The sequence below is a fragment of the Micromonospora sp. NPDC051141 genome (assembly GCF_044455765.1).
GTDB lineage: Bacteria > Actinomycetota > Actinomycetes > Mycobacteriales > Micromonosporaceae > Micromonospora.
Genome location: NZ_JBITFD010000010.1, coordinates 256,978 through 274,428, shown reverse-complemented (window position 1 = coordinate 274,428; position 17,451 = coordinate 256,978). Strand labels below are relative to the sequence as shown.

20 protein-coding genes are annotated in these 17,451 nt (G+C 75.1%); 7 read left to right on the top strand and 13 right to left on the bottom strand.

Going from position 1 to position 17,451, the window contains the following annotated elements; all coding sequences use genetic code 11:
• Positions 1 to 31: 31 nt before the first annotated feature.
• From ACIA6B_RS20650 to ACIA6B_RS20640, 3 genes are all read right to left on the bottom strand, one after another.
• On the bottom strand, positions 32 to 550 hold the full coding sequence (locus ACIA6B_RS20650) for a hypothetical protein (protein WP_107156220.1): 519 nt from the start codon (positions 548 to 550) through the stop codon (positions 32 to 34).
• A gap of 372 nt (positions 551 to 922) precedes the next feature.
• Entirely contained in the window at positions 923 to 1,945 is a 1,023-nt protein-coding gene (locus tag ACIA6B_RS20645) for a sensor histidine kinase (protein ID WP_396775435.1), read from the bottom strand.
• A complete protein-coding gene (locus tag ACIA6B_RS20640) occupies positions 1,938 to 2,633 on the bottom strand; it encodes a response regulator transcription factor (RefSeq protein ID WP_357301409.1) in 696 nt (231 codons plus the stop codon). The genes ACIA6B_RS20645 and ACIA6B_RS20640 overlap by 8 nt, the downstream gene beginning before the upstream one ends.
• A gap of 115 nt (positions 2,634 to 2,748) precedes the next feature.
• Between ACIA6B_RS20640 and ACIA6B_RS20635 the strand changes: the two genes are divergently transcribed.
• Positions 2,749 to 3,414 (top strand): GNAT family N-acetyltransferase, encoded by a 666-nt coding sequence (locus ACIA6B_RS20635; RefSeq protein ID WP_396775433.1) that lies wholly within the window; start codon positions 2,749 to 2,751, stop codon positions 3,412 to 3,414.
• A gap of 166 nt (positions 3,415 to 3,580) precedes the next feature.
• Here ACIA6B_RS20635 and ACIA6B_RS20630 read toward each other — a convergent pair whose 3' ends face one another.
• The 4 genes from ACIA6B_RS20630 to ACIA6B_RS20615 all read right to left on the bottom strand — a co-directional run bounded on the left by ACIA6B_RS20630 (position 3,581) and on the right by ACIA6B_RS20615 (position 6,808).
• Positions 3,581 to 4,288 (bottom strand): TetR family transcriptional regulator, encoded by a 708-nt coding sequence (locus ACIA6B_RS20630; protein ID WP_396775432.1) that lies wholly within the window; start codon positions 4,286 to 4,288, stop codon positions 3,581 to 3,583.
• Positions 4,251 to 4,709, bottom strand: a complete 459-nt coding sequence (locus ACIA6B_RS20625; protein WP_396775430.1) for a thiol-disulfide oxidoreductase DCC family protein — start codon at positions 4,707 to 4,709, stop codon at positions 4,251 to 4,253. The genes ACIA6B_RS20630 and ACIA6B_RS20625 overlap by 38 nt, the downstream gene beginning before the upstream one ends.
• Positions 4,706 to 5,212 carry a hypothetical protein gene (locus ACIA6B_RS20620; protein WP_396775428.1) on the bottom strand — a complete coding sequence of 169 codons (507 nt, stop codon included), beginning with the start codon at positions 5,210 to 5,212 and terminating at the stop codon, positions 4,706 to 4,708. Before ACIA6B_RS20620 ends, ACIA6B_RS20625 begins: the two co-directional genes overlap by 4 nt.
• Positions 5,213 to 5,353: 141 nt before the next feature.
• Positions 5,354 to 6,808, bottom strand: a complete 1,455-nt coding sequence (locus ACIA6B_RS20615; RefSeq protein ID WP_396775426.1) for a glycoside hydrolase family 3 protein — start codon at positions 6,806 to 6,808, stop codon at positions 5,354 to 5,356.
• Positions 6,809 to 6,933: 125 nt separating this feature from the next.
• Between ACIA6B_RS20615 and ACIA6B_RS20610 the strand changes: the two genes are divergently transcribed.
• Positions 6,934 to 8,139, top strand: coding sequence for an ROK family protein (locus tag ACIA6B_RS20610; protein ID WP_396775424.1), 1,206 nt, complete (start codon positions 6,934 to 6,936; stop codon positions 8,137 to 8,139).
• Positions 8,140 to 8,251: 112 nt separating this feature from the next.
• On the opposite strand, the gene ACIA6B_RS20605 is transcribed toward ACIA6B_RS20610, so the two are convergent.
• Together ACIA6B_RS20605 and ACIA6B_RS20600 are read right to left on the bottom strand one after the other, a co-directional pair.
• Entirely contained in the window at positions 8,252 to 9,262 is a 1,011-nt protein-coding gene (locus ACIA6B_RS20605; RefSeq protein WP_396775422.1) for an ABC transporter permease subunit, read from the bottom strand.
• Complete coding sequence (locus ACIA6B_RS20600) at positions 9,259 to 10,263, bottom strand: ATP-binding cassette domain-containing protein (RefSeq protein ID WP_396775420.1); 1,005 nt, start codon at positions 10,261 to 10,263, stop codon at positions 9,259 to 9,261. The genes ACIA6B_RS20605 and ACIA6B_RS20600 overlap by 4 nt, the downstream gene beginning before the upstream one ends.
• A 76-nt stretch (positions 10,264 to 10,339) precedes the next feature.
• Between ACIA6B_RS20600 and ACIA6B_RS20595 the strand changes: the two genes are divergently transcribed.
• Complete coding sequence (locus tag ACIA6B_RS20595; protein ID WP_357301531.1) at positions 10,340 to 11,236, top strand: ABC transporter ATP-binding protein; 897 nt, start codon at positions 10,340 to 10,342, stop codon at positions 11,234 to 11,236.
• Between the two features lie 7 nt (positions 11,237 to 11,243).
• Positions 11,244 to 12,140, top strand: a complete 897-nt coding sequence (locus ACIA6B_RS20590) for a ribokinase (RefSeq protein ID WP_396775418.1) — start codon at positions 11,244 to 11,246, stop codon at positions 12,138 to 12,140.
• A 110-nt stretch (positions 12,141 to 12,250) separates the two neighbouring features.
• Here ACIA6B_RS20590 and ACIA6B_RS20585 read toward each other — a convergent pair whose 3' ends face one another.
• Positions 12,251 to 13,009, bottom strand: a complete 759-nt coding sequence (locus ACIA6B_RS20585; protein ID WP_396775416.1) for a hypothetical protein — start codon at positions 13,007 to 13,009, stop codon at positions 12,251 to 12,253.
• Between the two features lie 142 nt (positions 13,010 to 13,151).
• Here ACIA6B_RS20585 and ACIA6B_RS20580 point away from each other — a divergent pair, with 142 nt between their 5' ends.
• Positions 13,152 to 14,645, top strand: a complete 1,494-nt coding sequence (locus ACIA6B_RS20580) for a dienelactone hydrolase family protein (protein WP_396775414.1) — start codon at positions 13,152 to 13,154, stop codon at positions 14,643 to 14,645.
• Between the two features lie 13 nt (positions 14,646 to 14,658).
• On the opposite strand, the gene ACIA6B_RS20575 is transcribed toward ACIA6B_RS20580, so the two are convergent.
• Positions 14,659 to 15,030: a hypothetical protein gene (locus tag ACIA6B_RS20575; RefSeq protein ID WP_396775412.1), complete on the bottom strand. Its 372-nt coding sequence runs from the start codon at positions 15,028 to 15,030 to the stop codon at positions 14,659 to 14,661.
• A complete protein-coding gene (locus ACIA6B_RS20570) occupies positions 15,027 to 15,509 on the bottom strand; it encodes a DUF6232 family protein (protein WP_281935921.1) in 483 nt (160 codons plus the stop codon). The genes ACIA6B_RS20575 and ACIA6B_RS20570 overlap by 4 nt, the downstream gene beginning before the upstream one ends.
• Positions 15,510 to 15,672: 163 nt before the next feature.
• Here ACIA6B_RS20570 and ACIA6B_RS20565 point away from each other — a divergent pair, with 163 nt between their 5' ends.
• Positions 15,673 to 16,083 (top strand): nuclear transport factor 2 family protein, encoded by a 411-nt coding sequence (locus ACIA6B_RS20565; protein WP_396775410.1) that lies wholly within the window; start codon positions 15,673 to 15,675, stop codon positions 16,081 to 16,083.
• On the opposite strand, the gene ACIA6B_RS20560 is transcribed toward ACIA6B_RS20565, so the two are convergent.
• On the bottom strand, positions 16,029 to 16,565 hold the full coding sequence (locus ACIA6B_RS20560; RefSeq protein WP_396775409.1) for a DUF6232 family protein: 537 nt from the start codon (positions 16,563 to 16,565) through the stop codon (positions 16,029 to 16,031). The genes ACIA6B_RS20565 and ACIA6B_RS20560 overlap by 55 nt on opposite strands.
• A 97-nt stretch (positions 16,566 to 16,662) precedes the next feature.
• Here ACIA6B_RS20560 and ACIA6B_RS20555 point away from each other — a divergent pair, with 97 nt between their 5' ends.
• Positions 16,663 to 17,436 carry an enoyl-CoA hydratase/isomerase family protein gene (locus ACIA6B_RS20555; protein ID WP_396775407.1) on the top strand — a complete coding sequence of 258 codons (774 nt, stop codon included), beginning with the start codon at positions 16,663 to 16,665 and terminating at the stop codon, positions 17,434 to 17,436.
• The last annotated feature ends 15 nt before the right edge of the window (positions 17,437 to 17,451 follow it).

Sequence of the window (17,451 nt, the reverse complement as noted above, 5' to 3'; positions counted from 1 at the left end):
GCGCCACGGGGGCGCGTGCCCGACGTACGGGTCAGTCGGCGGCGGGGAATCCGTAGCGGGCGGCGTGCTCCGGGTCGGCCGGGTCGACCTGGCGGATGCCGGCGTCGGCGAGAAGCTTGTTCACCTCGTCGAGCCGGTCCCGGACCAGCCGGGCCTCCTCCTCGGTGACCCGGCCGCGGTGCGGCCGGCCGGCGTGCTCGATGGTGCCGTAGTCGATCTTCTCGGCGGTACGCCGCGCCTTCGGCGGCCTGACCCGCTCGGCGGTCCGCAGCAACTGCGCCATCGGCACGTCGGTCGCCATCGCGTCGAACTCGCTGGCGGTCAGCACCACCCGGCGCGGCTCACCGCCGCCGTGCCGGTCGTGGATCTCGACCACGGCCACGTCCAGCGCCGCGTCGTCGATGCTCTCCACGTCGACCGGGGTGGCGTCCAGTTGCACGGGCCCGGCGACCAGGTCCGGGTGCTCCAGCACGACGACCCGGACCACCTCGTCGTCGGGGGACAACACCTGGCCGGTGAAGTCGGAGACGTGGATCGTCTTCTTGCCCATGCGCGGAGCTTCTCCTGTCGTAGGCCGGAAATCGGACCACAAGACGCTACCGCACAGGCGTACGAAGGCCGGTACGACCGCCGCCCGGTGTGTCGCCGCCCGCCCTACCCCGTCGTGAGGCCGCGCCAGGCGGGGGTGCCGGCCGGCTGCGCGTTCAGCTCCGCCCAGCAGGGGCCCCGGTGTCGGGCCTCGCGGTAGGCCGGCTGCGCCGGGAAGCGGTCGGCCGCGTCGGCGGCCCGCCACCTCCGTGCCGGGTCCTGCTGGAATCGGTCATTCGGCTTCTGAGGCATGACCACTACCGTCCCAGAGAAACTTGTCCATGTATGAAAGTGAATATGACGCGGGGGCGAGGCGTTCGGTTCCGCCGACGCGTCATGTTCCGGCGGCCGGCAGGCGGACCACGAATCGGCATCCGTCGCTGACGTTCTGGACCTCTACCCGCCCGCCGTGCGCCTCAACCAACCCGCGCACGATCGCCAGCCCGAGGCCGCCGGACCCGCCCGGCTCCACCGCCGCCGGCGTACGGGCCGGCTCGCCCCGGAACGCCACGTCGAAGACGCGGGGCAGATCGTCCGCCGGAATGCCGCCGCAGGTGTCCGCGACCGCCAGCCAGGCGGTGTCGACGTCCCGCCCCGCGTCCACCGTCACCGTGCCGTCGGCCGGCGTGTAGCGGATCGCGTTGAGCAGCAGGTTGCCCACCACCCGCGCCAGCTCCCGCTCGCTGGCCGTCACCGCCGGCCAGCCCGACTCGGGGGCGACCAGTCGGATCCGGCGGGCGGCGGCCAGCGGCGCCGCGCCGGCCAGCGCGTCGGAGACCACGTCGCCGAGCGCCACCGTGGACAGCGACAACCGGAGCGCGCCGGCGTTGATCCGGGACAGCTCGAACAGGTCGTCCACCAGCCGGGTCATCCGGTCGGTCTCGATCCGGATCCGGCGGTGGTACTCGGCCACCGTCACCGGCTCGTCGACCACCCCGTCCTCCAGCGCCTCGGCCATCGCCCGCAACCCGGCCAGCGGGGTCCGCAGGTCGTGCGAGACCCAGGCGACCAGATCGCGGCGTCCCTTCTCGATGCGGCGTTCCCGGGCCCGGGCCTGGTCCGCCCAGACCGCGGCGGCGGCCAGCCGGCGGCCGAACAGCCAGCCCACCGCCAGGCTCACCACCGCGGCGGCGGCGAGCGTGGTCAGCACCACCTGGAGGTCGTGCGGGGAGAGGAACATGGCCTGGGCGACCACCGCCACCCCGGCGGCCACCGCGCCGACGGTCGTGGCCAGCAGCACCGAGATGTGCACGGTGATCGACCGGCCGCGCAGCACCCGCAGCGCCACCGCGCCGGCCAGCCCGACCGCGAGCGCCGCGGCCAGCGACGCACCGAAGATCAGCGCGAGGTCACCCATCGGCCGGCTCGTACCGGTAGCCGACACCCCAGACGGTGACGATGCGTCGGGGACTGGCCGGATCGGCCTCGATCTTCTCCCGCAGCCGCCGCACGTGCACGGTCACCGTCGACTGGTCGCCGAAGCTCCAGCCCCAGACCCGCTCCAGCAGTTCGGCCCGGCGGAACGCCCGCGCCGGATGCCGCATCAGGTGCGCCAGCAGGTCGAACTCGCGCAGCGTGAGGGCCAGCTCCCGGCCGTGCAGGCGAGCCACCCGGGGCCCGGTCTCCACCTCCAGGCCGCCGTCGGTGAGCAGTTCCGGCAGCACGCCGGCCGGCTCGCCGCCGGCCCGGCGCAGCACCGAGCGGACCCGCAGCACCAGCTCGCGCGGGGAGAACGGCTTGCCCAGGTAGTCGTCCGCGCCCAGTTGCAGGCCGAGGATCCGGTCCGCCTCGTCGCCGCGTGCGGTCAGCATGACGATGGGTACGCCGTCCGGCCGCTCCCGCAGCCGCCGGCACACCTCCAGCCCGTCCAGCACGGGGAGCATCAGGTCCAGCACCACCAGGTGCGGCGGGCGGCGGGACACGGCGTCCAGGGCTGCCGCCCCGTCCCCGGCGTGCTCGACCTCGTAGCCGGCGTGCTCCAGGTAGCGGCAGACCACGTCGGCGACCGTCCGGTCGTCGTCGACCACCAGCACCCGCTGCCCCACGGTGCACCTCCTGCCGGCCGGGAGGTCAGCGTAGCCACGGGCGGGCGCGTGATCCATTGCCAGGTTCTTACGGTCGGCGGCGACCGGGCGGGCCCGGTGGGCGTACCGTGATCATGTGCTCGACCGACGGCTCTTCCTGCACCTGGCGACCTGGTTGGGGCAGTGGCCGGCGGGGCCCGGGTTGCACGTGGTCCGGTCCTCGCGCCGCGCCCGCCCGGCGTGGGACGGGCGACCGCGCCCGGCGGTCGGCGTCACGGTCGGCGACAGCACCGTCCTCTCGGTGCCGCCGGCCCGGGTCGAGGCGGTGCGCGCGCTGGTCGCGGGGCGGTCGATCGAGGAGTGGCTGCCCGAGCTGCCGGCGGCGGTCGGCACCCCGGAACTCACCACGAACCGGGGCGTGTTCCGTTGGTGCACCGACCCGGCGTCGCTGCCCGACGTGGGGGAGTGGCTGCCGCCGGAGATGCCCGGCGCCCCACCGTGGCTGGGTCTGTTCGACACCGACGTGCTGGTGGTCCGGGACGCCGCCGGCGCGTACCTGGCCGGCGTCGGGATCAAGCGGCACGACGCGTTCGGGCACGAGTTGGCGGTGGGCACGGTGCCGGCGGCCCGGGGGCGCGGGTTGGCCCGGCGGCTGGTCGCGCAGGCGGCCCGGCGCGTGCTGGCCGAGGGCGCGATTCCCACCTACGTCCACAGTCCGGGCAACCTGGCGTCCGCCCGGGTGGCCGAGGCGGCCGGGTTCCCGGATCGGGGCTTCAGCTCGTTCGGCGTCTTCCCGCACTGAGCGGCGGCGCGGACCGTGGATCCCGGGCCGGATCCACGGTCCGCTGCCTCTCCCCCCAGGCCCCGATGTTGGTAACGCTAGGTGAGCCCATGCGGCCGAGCAAGACGCTGACCTTGTCCGGTTGCGGACTTGACCTGTGGAATCGTCACCGCAGCCGAACGGTGGGTCAGTGACGCAGCGTGTGGATCAGGGTGACCGCCTGGCGGGTGACCGGGCGGAGCACCCGCAGCCGGGACAACCCCACGAGCCGGTCGACAAGCGGGACCACGCCGTCGATGAGCTGCCGGGTCTTGGCCTGGCCGGGCGAACGGTCGTGCACCCAGTAGAGCACCACGCCCAGGTAGCCGAGCCAGAGCAGCTCCGGCAGGGCCGCCCGCAGCTCCTCGTCCAGTTTCGCGGTGGAGCCCGAGAGCACCTCGTGGAAGAGCGCCACCGACGCCTCGCGGGGCGCCGACGACTCGGCGGAGAACGGGCTGAGCGGCGAGGTCGGCTCCGCCGCCGTCTTGAAGAACGTGCCGGCGAACGAGTGGTACGGGCTCAGCACGTCGATGCCGGCGTGCAGCACGCCGGCCAGCCGCGGCGCGAAGTCCCGCTCCCGGGCGAGCACCGGCGCGGCGGCGGTCCGGTGCTCGCGCTGGGTGTCCGCGTAGAACTCCTGGATGAGGTGGTCCTTCGAGCCGAAGTAGTAGTAGGCGTTGCCCACCGCCACGCCGGCCTCCTGGGCGACGGCTCGCATGGTGGTGCGCGCGTACCCCCGCTCGCGGAACAGGCGCATCGCGGTGTCCAGGATCAGCTGGCGGGTCTGCTCACCCCGGGCGGTCGCCCCGCCGCTCGGGTCACCCGCACCGGTCGTCGGCGCACTGTGCTCGGTCATCGTGGTCACCGTATCCCGGTTCCCGGACGCGTTCGCGGACCGCGGCGGCGACCGCCACCACCCGCCGGGCCAGTGGCAGCAGGTGCGGGCGGGCCAGCCGTTCGGCGGTGGCGCGGTGCCCGGCGAGCGCCCAGAGACAGGCGAACCAGGCGCCGTCGCCGGTGTAGATCGCGCCGGTGTCGGCGACCACGGTCAGGTCCCGCAGCGTGGCGTCGTGGTCGAGGCCGGGAAAGCGTCGCCGGGCCTGCGCCGACCCGGCCGCCACGAACTCCAGCGGTACGAGGTGGTCCCGCGAGGCGAGCCACCGCCGGGCGGAGCGGCACAGCGGGCAGCCGGCGTCGAAGAGGACGGTGAACCCGCGGATCCCACCGGCCCCGTGCCCGCTGGGATCCGACGGGTGCCCGCCGGGGGCGGACGTCACCGTGCCGGCGGGTTCGGGCCGGCGGGCTGGACCGGCCGCGGGCCGCCGTGCGGCGGGTGCGCGGCGCCCTGTGGCGGGAGTGCCACGCCGGGCGGCGGGAGTGCCACGCCGGGCGGGGGGAGCATGCCGGCCGGCGGGATCGGCGGGTGGGTCGCCCGGTGGCGCATCCGGCCACGGCGGTAGCGGCCGAGCGCGAACACGTTGAAGAAGTGCAGCGCGCCCAGGACCAGGAGCACCAGCCCCACCTTCAGCGAGAGCTGCTCCAGCGCCTGGCTGGCGTCGCCGATCGGGTCGGACTCCTTCATGGCCACCGTGACGTAGCCGAGGTTGAGCAGGTAGAAGCCGACGACCAGCAGGCTGTTGACCGCCTCGGCCAACCGCTCGTCGGGGAACACGTCCCGCAGGAACACCAGCCCGTTGCGGGAGAGCGTCCGCGCCACCCAGACGGTCAGCCCGACGCTGACCGCGAGATACGCCAGGTACATCCAGACCTTCACGTCCATCCCCGTCGCCTTTCTTGAACGCGTTCAAATTTGTGTCGCGCTGAGCGTACGACGTCTTTTGAACGCGTTCAAGTCGACGGTGCCCGAAACGCGCGCCGGCCCGCCGTCAGGTGGACGGCGGGCCGGCGGGCACTGACCGGATCAGCCGGTCAGACCGAGCACCCGGGCAGCCGCGTGGCCGTTGGCGTGGCTCGCGCCGTAGGTGGCGACGAACGCGCGCGCGCCGGTCGGCCGCCAGGCCCCCGGCCAGCCCATCTCCACCACGGTCACCGGATGCGTGGCGGCCAGCGCCTCGACCAGCTCCCGCGCCCCGGGCAGCCGGTGCAGGTGCCGCCCGACCAGCACCACCGTCCGCTCGCCGGCGAGCCGGCCCAGCTCGCCCGGGTCGGTCTCGCCGGCCACCGCGCGGACCTGCTCGACGCCGGCGGCCAGGTGCGGACCCAGCCCCCACGGCACCCGCCCCTCGGCGATCGTGGCGGCGGCGTGCACCTGCACCACCAGCGGGGCGCCCGGACCGGGCAGGTCGCCCTCGACGTGCACCGCCCGCAGCGCGGCGGCGTAGCCGAGGCCGTCGGCGGGCGGGGCCGGGGTGTCGGCCGGCCCGGCCCAGCCGGCGAGCGCGGCGGTCCGGCCGGCGGCCTCCTCCACCCGGGCGCGGTCCAGCCGGCCGTCCCCGAGCGCGGCGACGATCTCGGCGGCGACGTGTTCCACCAGGGCGGCGTCGACCTGCGCGCCGATGCAGAGCAGGTCGGCGCCGGCGGCCAGCGCGCGTACCGCGGCCGGACCCACCCCACCGGCGGCCAGCGCCGCGCCCTTCATCTCCAGCGCGTCGGTGATCACCGTGCCGGTGAAGCCGTACTCGCCGCGCAGCAGGTCGTGCAGGACCGCCCGGCTGAACGTGGCCGGGCCGTCGCCGGTCAGCGCCGGCACCCGGATGTGCGCGGTCATCACCGCGCGGACACCGGCGTCGACCACCGCGGCGAACGGCGGCAGGTCCCGCTCCCGGAGCACGGCCGGCGGCACGTCGACGGTGGGCAGCTCGTGGTGGGAGTCGGCGACCGTCGCGCCGTGCCCGGGGAAGTGCTTGGCGCAGGCCGCCACACCCACCGACTGGAGGCCGGCGACCGCGGCGGCCGAGTGCACCGCCACCCGCTTCGGGTCCGCGCCGAACGAGCGGGTGCCGATCACCGGGTTCTCGTCGGCGGTGTTCACGTCGACCGTGGGCGCCAGGTCGAGGGTGAGGCCGAGCGCGGCCAGCTCCGCGCCGATGGCCGCGTACACCGCCCGGGTGAGGTCCGGGTCGTCGACCGCGCCGAGCGCGGCGTTGCCCGGGTACGGGCTGCCGGTGGCGTGGGCCAGCCGGGTGACGTCGCCGCCCTCCTCGTCGATCGCGACGATCACGTCCGGGCGGCCGGCGCGCAGCGCCGCCGTGGACGCCGCCACCTGGGCCGGGTCGTGCACGTTCGTGCCGAACAGGGTGTGCCCGGCGAGCCCGTCGGCGAGCAGGTCGACCGCCCAGTCCGGCGGCACCGGGCCGGGATACGCGGCCAGCAACGTGCCCAGCGCGAGCCGACGGAGTCCTGGATCCAGCCCCACTGTCGTTCCCCTTTCCCTGCCGGGTCGTCCGACCTCCGTCGGACAGGGTGGCCGATACGCTAACGGGCACCCTTCGGCAGGCGTTTTATGGTTAGCAACCTTACGAAAAAATTGAGGACGTTGGCATGAGTGCGACCCGGCTGCCCGGCACCCCCCGACTGTTGCGGGCGCTCAACGACCGTGCGGCGCTGGAGCTGCTGCTCGAACGCGGTCCGCTGACCCGGGCCCGGATCGGCGAGCTGACCGGGCTGTCCAAGGTGACCGCCTCCCAGCTGGTCGAGCGGCTGGAGGAGCGCGGCCTGGTCGCCCGGGTCGGCGAGCAGGCCGGCGGGCGGGGCCCGAACGCCCAGCTCTACGCGGTGCGTCCGGGCAGCGCGTACGTGGTCGGCGTGGACGTCGGCGCGGAGCGGGTGGTGGCGGCCTGCGCCGACATCACCGGCACCGTCGCCGGCCGGGTCGAGCAGTCCACCAAGGACACCGACGACCCGGTCGGGGTGGTGCACAACGCCGTGGTGCAGGCCGCCAGCAGCGCCGGCGCGGAGCTGTCCGCGGTCCGGCGCGTCGTGCTGGGCACCCCCGGCCTGGTCGATCCGCAGACCGGCGACATCACGTTCGCGTTCAACCTGCCGCGCTGGCACAGCGGCCTGCTCGCCGCGCTCCGGGAGGATCTGGACACCCCGGTCGTGTTCGAGAACGACGTGAACCTCGCCGCGGTGGCCGAGGCGCAGTCCGGCGCCGCCCGGGGCACCGCCGACTTCGTGCTGGTCTGGGTGGACGCGGGCGTCGGCCTGGCGATCATGCTGGGTGGCCGGCTGCACCACGGCAGCAGTGGCGCGGCCGGTGAGATCGGCTACCTGCCGGTGCCCGGGGTGCCCATCCCGCGCGACGTGTCGCGGCGGGCCAAGCCGGCGTTCCAGCAGCTCGCGGGTGCCGACGCGGTGCGCGCCGTGGCGGCCGAGCGCGGCTTCGCCACGCCGGACGCGGCCGAGCAGGGTGTCGCGGCGGCGCGGGCGGCCGAGGCGGTGCAGGCCGCCATCGCCGCCGGCGAGGCCGGTGGCCCGGTGCTCGACGAGCTGGCCCGCCGGCTGGCGCTCGGCGTGGCGAGCACCTGCGTGGTGCTCGACCCGCCGTTGGTGGTGCTCGCCGGCGCGGTCGGTCGGGCGGGCGGGGCCGCGCTGGCCGAGCGGGTGCAGCAGGAGGTCGCGGCGATCACGCTGGTCCGCCCCCGGGTGGTGAGCACCGGGCTGACCGAGGAGCCGATCCTGCGCGGCGCGTTGCGGACCGCGCTCGACGCGGTCCGGGACGAGGTGTTCGGCTCGACGGTCGGCTGACCGCCGACCCGTCACCGCACCGGCCGCCATGTGAAGGAATCCTTCACGCTTTTCGTGAACTCTGCAAGGAGTTGCCGGTGCGGCCCGGCCGGACCGGGCCGCGCCGACGTGCTCAGATCAGGTCACGGCGGCGGAACACCGCGAACGCGGCGGCCACCAGCGCGGCGGTGAGCCCGAGCAGCACCACCAGGCCCGCCGGCCAACCCACCGTGTAGGAGCCGTCGCAGAAGCCGGAGATCCCGGTGCTGCACGCGTTGTCGTCCCAGAACCGCACCTGGCCGGCGAGCCACGCGCCCAGGTAACTGGAGAGCATGAACCGGTCCGGGCGGCCGACCTGGAGGATCTGGAACACCAGCCGCGCGCCCAGTTCCCACACCACCACGTACGCGGCCACCGTGCCGAGCGCCGCCGAGGTGTGCCGGCCCAGCGTGGCGACGGCGAACCCGAGCGCCGCGGCGAGCAGCACCAGCACCATGCCGCGCGCCCAGACCGCGCCGAGCCCGGCCCAGAACTCGCCGCTCATCCGGCCGGTCAGCCCCGACGCCTGGCCGGTCAGCCAGAACGCCCCGAGGTACGCCACCGACGCCAGCACGGAGAGCCCGAGCAGGCCACCCAGCAGCGTGCCGAGCTTCGCGGCGAACACGGTCGGCCGGCGGGGCCGCCACAGCAGCAGGTTGACCACGCCGCCGGAGTTCAGGTCCGCCCCGATGTAGGAGGCGCCGACCAGGAACCCGAACAGCGCCAGGAACGCGATCAGAAAATAGAGCAGCGGCTTCGCCTCCTTGGCGAAGACGAACACGCCACTGAGGTAGTCGGACGCGGTCGGCAACTGCTCGGACCGCGCCGGGTCGATCTGGGCGCAGTCGCGCGGCAGGTAGTCGTTCTCGTCCGGGGTGAGCGTGCCCGCCTTGATCCGCAGGCACCGGTCGTGCGCCAGCTCCAGCCGGCGCACCTCGTCCGCGGCCTGCGACTGGGCCCGGCTCAGCTCCACCTCGGTCGGCCGGTGCGAGCCGCCCAGCGTGGTCACCACCGTCACCGCGAACGCGACCGCCAGCAACACCACCATGAGCTGCACGAAGCGCCGGGCGGCGAGCCGCTCCAGCTCGGCACGGACCAGGTTCACGCGTCCACCTCCCGGCTGCCCCGGACGTCCAGATCGATCACACCGTCGTACGCCGGCGCGCCGTCCACCTGGCGCGGCACCGTCACGTGCTCGTCGCCGCGGGTCAGCTCCAGGAAGACGCTCTCCAGGTCGGGGCGGAGCGGGACCAGTTCCCGCACCCACATCCCCTGCTCGCCCAGCGTGCGGCTGATCACCTCGGGGTCCTCCACGCCGGTCACCACCAGTTGGTCGGCGTGCCCGGTCACCGACAGGCCGGCCCGGCCCAGCAGCAGCGCGGCCGGCTCGGGCTCGGCCACCCGGACCCGCCACTGGTGCTGGTCGAAACCGGCGAGCACCTCGTCGACCCGGCCGTACGCGACCCGCCGCCCCCGGCTGACGATCGTCACGTGGTCACAGATCAACTGGATCTCGGCGAGGATGTGGCTGGACAGCAGCACGGTCACCCCCGACGCGGCGAGCGACCGGGTCAGGTCGCGCATCTCCCGGATGCCGGCCGGGTCGAGCCCGTTCGCCGGCTCGTCGAGGATCAGCAGCTCCGGGCGCTTGAGCAGGGCCGAGGCCACGGCCAGCCGCTGCTTCATGCCGAGCGAGTAGCCCTTGACCCGCTCCTCGCCCCGGTCCCGCAGGCCGACCTGCTCCAGCACCTCGTCCACCCGGGCGGTGGGCACGCCGCCGGCGAGCGCCAACAGCCGCAGCGTGCGGTGCGCGGTGAAGTTGCCGAAGAACTGCGGACTCTCCACGATGGCGCCGACCCGCCCGGCCACGTCCGGCAGCCGTTCCGGGGAGCGGGCGCCCAACACGTGCATCTGGCCGGCATCCGGCCGGACCAACCCGAGCAGGGCCCGCAGCGTGGTCGTCTTGCCCGAGCCGTTCGGCCCGAGGAAGCCGTGCACCTGGCCCGCCTCGACCAACATGTGGAAGTCGTCGACGGCGACCCGGCGCCCATGACGCAGCGTGCGGAACGTCTTGCGGAGACCGGCGATCTCGATGACCGCGCTCATCCGCCCGCCTCCCGGCAATGGTCGGGCATGAGTCGTCCTTCCTCAGGCGGTGACCAACGACACGGCGCCCCACCCTATGGCGGCGGCGCCGCCCGTGGGGGGCGCCGGGCCGGGTGCGTGGTTGGATGGGGCGGTGACTGGTGACCTGATCCCCGGCGCCGTGGGCGCCCCCGCCCCCTCGACCGTGGACGCGGATCTGGTGGTCAGCCTCGACGGGGTCGGCGTCACGCGCTCCGGCACCGCGCTGGTGCGCGACGTCGACTGGCGGGTCGAGCTGGACGAACGGTGGGTGCTGCTCGGCCCGAACGGGGCCGGTAAGACCACCCTGCTCAACCTGGCCGCCGGCCGGCTGCACCCGAGCAGCGGTGTCGCGCACGTGCTCGGCGAGCGCATCGGCCGCACCGACGTCAACGAGCTGCGTACCCGGATCGGCCTCTCCACCGCCACCCTCGCCGAGCGGATCCCCGCCGACGAGCGGGTCGTCGACGTGGTGGTGACCGCGGCCTGGTCCGTGGTCGGCCGCTGGCGGGAGAGCTACGACCGCACCGACGAGGCGCGGGCCGCCGCGCTGCTGAGCCAGCTCGGCGTCGGCCACCTCGCCGAGCGCGGCTACGGCACGCTCTCCGAGGGCGAGCGCAAGCGCGTGCAGATCGCCCGCGCCCTGATGACCGACCCGGAGCTGCTGCTGCTCGACGAGCCCGCCGCCGGGCTCGACCTGGGCGGTCGGGAGGACCTGGTGGCCCGGCTCGCCGAGCTGGCGTACGACCCGGACGCGCCGGCCATGGTGCTGGTCACCCACCACGTCGAGGAGATCCCGCCCGGCTTCACCCACGCGCTGCTGCTGCGCGAGGGCGGCGTGGTGGCGCAGGGCCTGCTCGCCGACGTGCTCACCGCCGACAACCTGTCCAAGACCTTCGGCCTGCCGCTGGTCGTCTCGCGGACCGGCGACCGCTGGACCGCCCGGGCTGCCTGAGCCTGTCATGCCGCAGACCCGGATCGCCGTCGTCGGCAGCGCCAACATGGACCTGGTCGGCACCGCCGCCGCGCTGCCCCGGCCGGGGGAGACGGTGCTCGGCAGCGACTTCGTGATGCTGCCCGGTGGCAAGGGCGCCAACCAGGCGGTCGCCGCGGTCCGCGCCGGCGCGTCCTGCGTCTTCCTCGGCGCGATCGGCTCGGACGCGTTCGGCGTCACCCTCCGGGCCCGGATCACCGCGGCCGGCGTCGACACCAACCACCTCCGGGTGACGTACGGCCCGTCCGGTGTCGCCCTGGTGATGGTCGGCGGCGCGGGGGAGAACGCGATCCTGGTCACCCCGGGCGCGAACGAGGCGTTCACCGGGCCGACCGAGGACGAGCTGACCGCCGTACGCGAGGCGGACGTGCTTGTCGCGCAGCTTGAGGTGCCGGTCGAGACGGTGACCGAGGCGGCGCTGGCGGCCCGGTCCGCCGGCACCCGGGTGGTGCTCAACGCGGCGCCGGCCCGCTCCCTGCCGGCCGAGCTGCTGGCCGCGACCGACCTGCTGGTGGTGAACGAGCCCGAGGCGCAGGCGTTGACCGGCCGCGGTCGGGACGAGCCGGCGGCGCTGCTCGACCTGGTGCCCCGCGCGGTGCTCACGCTCGGCGGCGACGGCGCCTGGTACGTCGACCGGGACCGTCCGGCGCTGCACGTGCCGGCGCTACCGGTGGACGTGGTCGACTCCACCGCTGCCGGGGACGCCTTCACCGCCGCGCTGGCGGTGGCCTGGGGCGAGGGGCGTGACCTGGCCGAGGCGGTGCGCTGGGCGGCGGCGGCCGGGGCGGCCTGCGTCCGCAGGCTCGGCGCCTCGGTGGCGCTGCCGCACCGAGACGAGATCGACGCGCTGTACGCCCGCCGTTGAGCGTGGGCCCCCGCCGCCCGCGAAGGCGTTGTCAGGCGGGGGCCCCGCTCAACCGGCGGTGTTAGGCGGGGCCCCCGCCTCTACCGGAAACGTTAGGCGGGGCCCCCGCCTCAACCCTCGGCGCGCTCGCCGCGGCGGCGGAGCATGGCGAGGCCGGGAATGCCGGCCACCGCGAGTTTCAGGTCCCGGGTGACGTCCAGCAGGTCGTGCAGGTCCGGGCCGACCCGGTCCAGCGTGGCCAGGATCGGCAGCACGTCCGAGGTGAGGTGCTCTTTCAGCTTCGGCAGCTCGTCGACGAGCCGGATCGCGGCGGTCACCTCCTCCGGGCTGAGCTGCTCGACGAAGCGGGCCGCCATCGGCGCGGCCCGGCGCAGCGTCGCCTCGTACGCGGCCAGCAGCTCGGTCGCGGTGCCGGCGGCCTGCTCGGCGGTGGCCACCGTGCCGGCGGCCCGGGTCGCCACCGTGTCCGCCTCGGCCACCACCCCGGCGGCGGCCCGCGCCACCCGGTCCGCCTCGCCGACCACCGTGGCGGCGGCGGCCGAGACGCGCTCCGCCTCACCGACCACCACCGCCGCCGCGGCGGCCACCTCGGTCGCGGTCTCGATCGCGGTGGTGGCGGCGGCGCTGATCACGGCCACCTCACGCACCGCCCCCTCGGCGTCGGTGAGCACCCGGTCGGTGCGGTCGAGCGTGCCCTCGATCCGGTCGACCACCCCGTTGATCCGCCGCACCAGCGCCTCCACCTCGTCGAGCACGGCGAAGGCGCGGGCGGGCACGCCGGCGAACGCGGCGGCCGAGCCGAGCGCCTGGTCCAGGGCGGAGCGGGTGAGGCCGACGACGGCGCCGGGCCGGGGAAGTGGGATCGCCATGATGACCAGTGTGCGTCGCGCCGGCCAGCGACGCTCGGCGGCCGACGGGCGGTGCACGTGTCAGGTGGCACGCAGGCGACGAGGCATCCGGTGCGTAACGCTGGCTCTCCCGCGGCGCGGGCGTGCCGCGTAGGGTGCCGGCATGCCCGCCCCCGGCTCGGCCCCCCGGCGACTCCTCGTGCTCGGCGCGTTCGCCCTGCTCGCCGCCGTGCTCGGCACGCTGTTGCTGGTCCGTGCGGACGCCGGCCTGAACACACGGCGGGCCACCGTCGCCGGGGTGCCGCTCACCGAGGTTCGCCAGTCCGGGACGGGCGGCGACCGTCGACCGGGGGTGGTGATCGCGCACGGGTTCGCCGGCTCCGCCCGGCTGATGCGACCACTGGCCGACTCGGTGGCCCGGCACGGCGCGGTCGCGGTGCTGCTCGACTTCGCCGGGCACGGCGCCAACCCCGCCGGGCTGCCCGGTGCGGGCCGGGACGACGCGCGGGCCCGGGCGGCCCTGCGGCACGACCTGGACGTCGCGCTGGCCTGGCTGCGAAGTCGGCCGGACGTCGACCCGGACCGGATCGTCCTGGTCGGCCACTCGATGGGCGCCGGGGCGGTCACCCGATACGCGGTCGACCACCCGGAGATCACCCGGACCGTGGCGATCTCGCTGCCCGACGCGGGCGAGGTGCCGCCCGGCTGGGCGGGCCGCCTCACCGTGGTGGTGGGCGGGCTGGAGTTTCCCGACTTCCGCCGGGCGGCCGAAGCGGCGGCGGCCGGCGGGCCACCGGGAGCGCGGGAGCGGGTGGTGGCACCCGGCACCGAGCACATCTCGGTGCTCTTCGCGCCGCGTACCCACGCCGCGACGCTGGCCGCGATCCCGGGTCGCCCCGGCGGCCCGCCGCCGGCCCCGCTGACCCGCCTGGCCGGTGGTGGGCTGCTTCTGCTCGGCCTTGGGCTCGGCTTCGTACCGCTGGCCTCGCTGCTGCTGCGCGGCCCGCCGCCCGCCGCGTCGGCCGGCGGACCACGCTCCCGGCCGGGTCGGTGGCTCGCGGTGGCGGTGCCGGCTGCCGGGCTCGGCGCGGTCCTCGCCGCGCCGTTGCCGACCGACCGGCTGCCGCTCGCGGTCGGCGGGCACGTGGCCGTGTTCCTGCTGTTCACCGGGGTGTTGCTGGTTGCGGCGCACCGGAGGTTCCGGCCCCGTCGGCCGCCGGCCGGCCACGCCCGCCGGCCGACGCGCGCCGCCGGAGTGGCGGCGGTGCTTCTCGGGTACGCGGTGCTCGCCGTCGCGTTGCCGCTGCACCTGGGGTTCACGTCGACGGCACCGGTCGGCGCCCGTTGGTGGCTGCTGCCCCTGGTGACGCTCTGCTGCCTGGCCTTTCTGCTCGGCGCCGAGTTGGTCACCGAGGGCCGGGGCATGGCCTACGCGGCGGTCGGCGGGCTCGCGGTGGTGGTCCTGGCCGCAGCGGCGGTGACCGGCCTCGCGCCCGGGTTCGTGCTGCTGGTGGTGCCGCTCTTCGCGGCGCTGGTCGCCTGGCAGGCGGCGTGGGCCGGGGTGCTGCGCCGGCGCGACGCGCCGTGGTGGCTGCCGGCGACGGTCGGTGCGGTGGTGCTCGCCTGGCCGATCGCCACCACGCTGCCGCTGACCTGAGCCGGGGCAGGGATCAGCGATTCGGCCGGGCCACCCGTAGCGCCCACCAGATCAGCGGCGCCTGCATCGGCACCCGGCCGTAGGCGACCGCCCGCCTCACCGGCCGGCGCCGGCGCCAGTCCCAGGCCATCTGCGCGTTGGCCGGCAGCACCGCGACGAACAGCGCCGCCGCGGCCAGCCCACCCCGTCGTCGGGTGGCCGGATGCGCCACCGCCGCCGCCACGGCCAGCTCCGCGACCCCCGAGGCGTACGTCCAGAAGCGGGCCGGCCCGGGCAGGACGCGCGGCACGATCGGGTCGTAGAAGCCGGGGCGGGCGAAGTGGGTGACGCCCGCGGCGGCGAGCAGCCCGGCGAGCGCGACGGCCTCGCCGCGACGGTGGGTCATCGTCGGTCTCCCTGCTGCTCGACGGCGCGCTGCACGGCCCGGTAGATCTGCCCGAACCGTAGCGCGTCGGGCGTGCGGACCAGCATCGTCTCCCGACCGTGGACCTGCACCCACAGCTCGTGCACCCGGTTGCCCCGCTCGTAGGAGCGGTCCAGCCAGCCCAGCGGCACCTCCAGGAACGGGGTGAGCACGAGCCCCACCACCACGAACGCGGCCAGGATGATCAGGGCGAGCTTCCAGTCGCCCCGGTCCTGCGCGGCCCAGGCCAGCGACAGCACGCAGACCAGCGCCACCAGCGGCGGCAGCGACAGCAGCAGGACCAGCACGCCCCGGCCCAGGACCCGGCCCCGGACCGCCATCGTGGTGGTGCCGCGGGCGTGCCAGACGTACGTGATGTCGGCGAGCGCGACGACCTGCCCGCCGGCGTGGATGGTCTGCGAGGTGACCTGTACCGCGTCGTCCCGGTAATAGAGGGTCATAAATAAGCCTAACCATCCGTGCGCCACCCGTGCTGCTGCGTGTTCCGCTAGATCGACTCCATCTCGGCGAAGTGGCGGTATCGGAGCGGGTCCGTTCACGCCACCTCGGCGAAGTGGAGTGGATCAAGAGGGAGGGTGGCCCGGTGAGGCTAGCGTGCCGGGCATGACGGATCGGGACGAGCGGGCGCGCAACGTGGAGGTGGTCCGGCGTTACCTGCGGACGTTCGTCACCAAGGACCTGGCCGAGCTGGCCGAGGTGGTCGACGAGGACGTGGCGGTCTACGGCTCCGGCACGGCGGTACGCGGCCGGCGCTGGCCCGAGGCCGCCGTCTCCTCGCCCGGCCTGACCGTGCTCGACCAGGAGATCGTGGAGATCTTCGCGGCCGGTGACCGGGTGGTGGTGTCGATGGCGCAGACCTACCGGCGGGACGCGACCGGGGCGACCGCGGTGCAGAGCGCCTGCAAGATGTACCGGTTGGCCGGCGGCCGGATCGTCGAGTTCTGGGGCGAGCAGGACACCTACGGCCTGCTGCGCGGGCTGGGCCTGGTGCCGGACGACCCGATCACGTTCTGAGCGGTGCCGGGGCCGGTGCCGGGGCCCGCGGGCGCGCGCTCCATGGCCCGCTGCACCGCCCGGTAGATCTGGCCGAAGCGCAGCGCGTCGCGGGTGTGCAGCAGCCGCACCGGCCGGCCCCGCCAGGTGGCCCACATCTCCAGCTCGCGGCTGCCCCGCACGTACGAGCGGTCCAGGTGTTCGAAGAGCACGTCGGCGAGCGGCCCGACCGCGAGGCCGACCAGCACGGAGGCCCCGACGATGGCGATGGTGACGGTGAGCGAGCGGTGCAGCCAGACCGCCAGCGCGATGCCCAGCAGCGCGGCCACCAGCGGCCCGGCGAGCGCCGCGCCGATCGCGCCGCGCCCGGCCAGCACCCGCCAGGAGCGGTCGCCCCGGCGGTGCCACACCATGGTCAGCTCGGCCAGCGGGTAGCTGTGCTCGTCCACCCGCAGCGCGGTGGACGTGACCCGGACCGACCGGTCGTCGTAGTAGGTGGTCATGACCTCACTCCCGGTGTCCGGCGGCTACCGCACTGTCTACCCCAACGACGTGGGTCGTAAGGTTGGCACGCTACTTCGACGAGGAAGTGAGGGCGGCGTGGGCGAGTTCGTCAGGCTGGAAGTGAAGGACGGCATCGGGACCATCCGGCTGGAGCGGCCACCGATGAACGCGCTCAACACCCAGGTGCAGGAGGAGTTGCGCGCCGCCGCCACGGCGGCCACCGCCGCCGCCGAGGTCCGCGCCGTCATCGTGTACGGCGGCGAGAAGGTCTTCGCGGCCGGCGCGGACATCAAGGAGATGGCCGACATGTCCTACGTGGACATGGCGGAGCGGGCGGCCGACCTGTCCAGCGCGTTGGGCGCGATCGCGCGCATCCCGAAGCCGGTGGTCGCCGCGATCACCGGGTACGCGCTCGGCGGCGGGTGCGAGCTGGCGCTGGCCTGCGACTGGCGGATCGTGGCCACCGACGCCAAGCTCGGCCAGCCGGAGATCAAGCTCGGCGTCATCCCGGGCGCCGGTGGCACCCAGCGGCTGGCCCGGTTGGTCGGCCCGGCCCGCGCCAAGGATCTGATCATGACGGGCCGGATGGTCGACGCCGACGAGGCGCTGCGCATCGGCCTGGCCGACCGGGTGGTGCCGGCCGCCGAGGTGTACGACGCCGCGGTGGCGTACGTGAAGCCGTTCCTGACCGGGCCGGTGCAGGCGCTGCGGGCGGCGAAGGTGGCGGTCGACGGCGGTCTGGACATGGACCTCACCTCCGGTCTGGCCTGGGAGAGCCAGCTCTTCGCGGCGCTGTTCGCCACCGACGACCGGCGCGAGGGCATGGCCGCGTTCGTGGAGAAGCGCAAGCCGGGCTTCACCGGCCGCTGACGCGAGGGTTGTTCA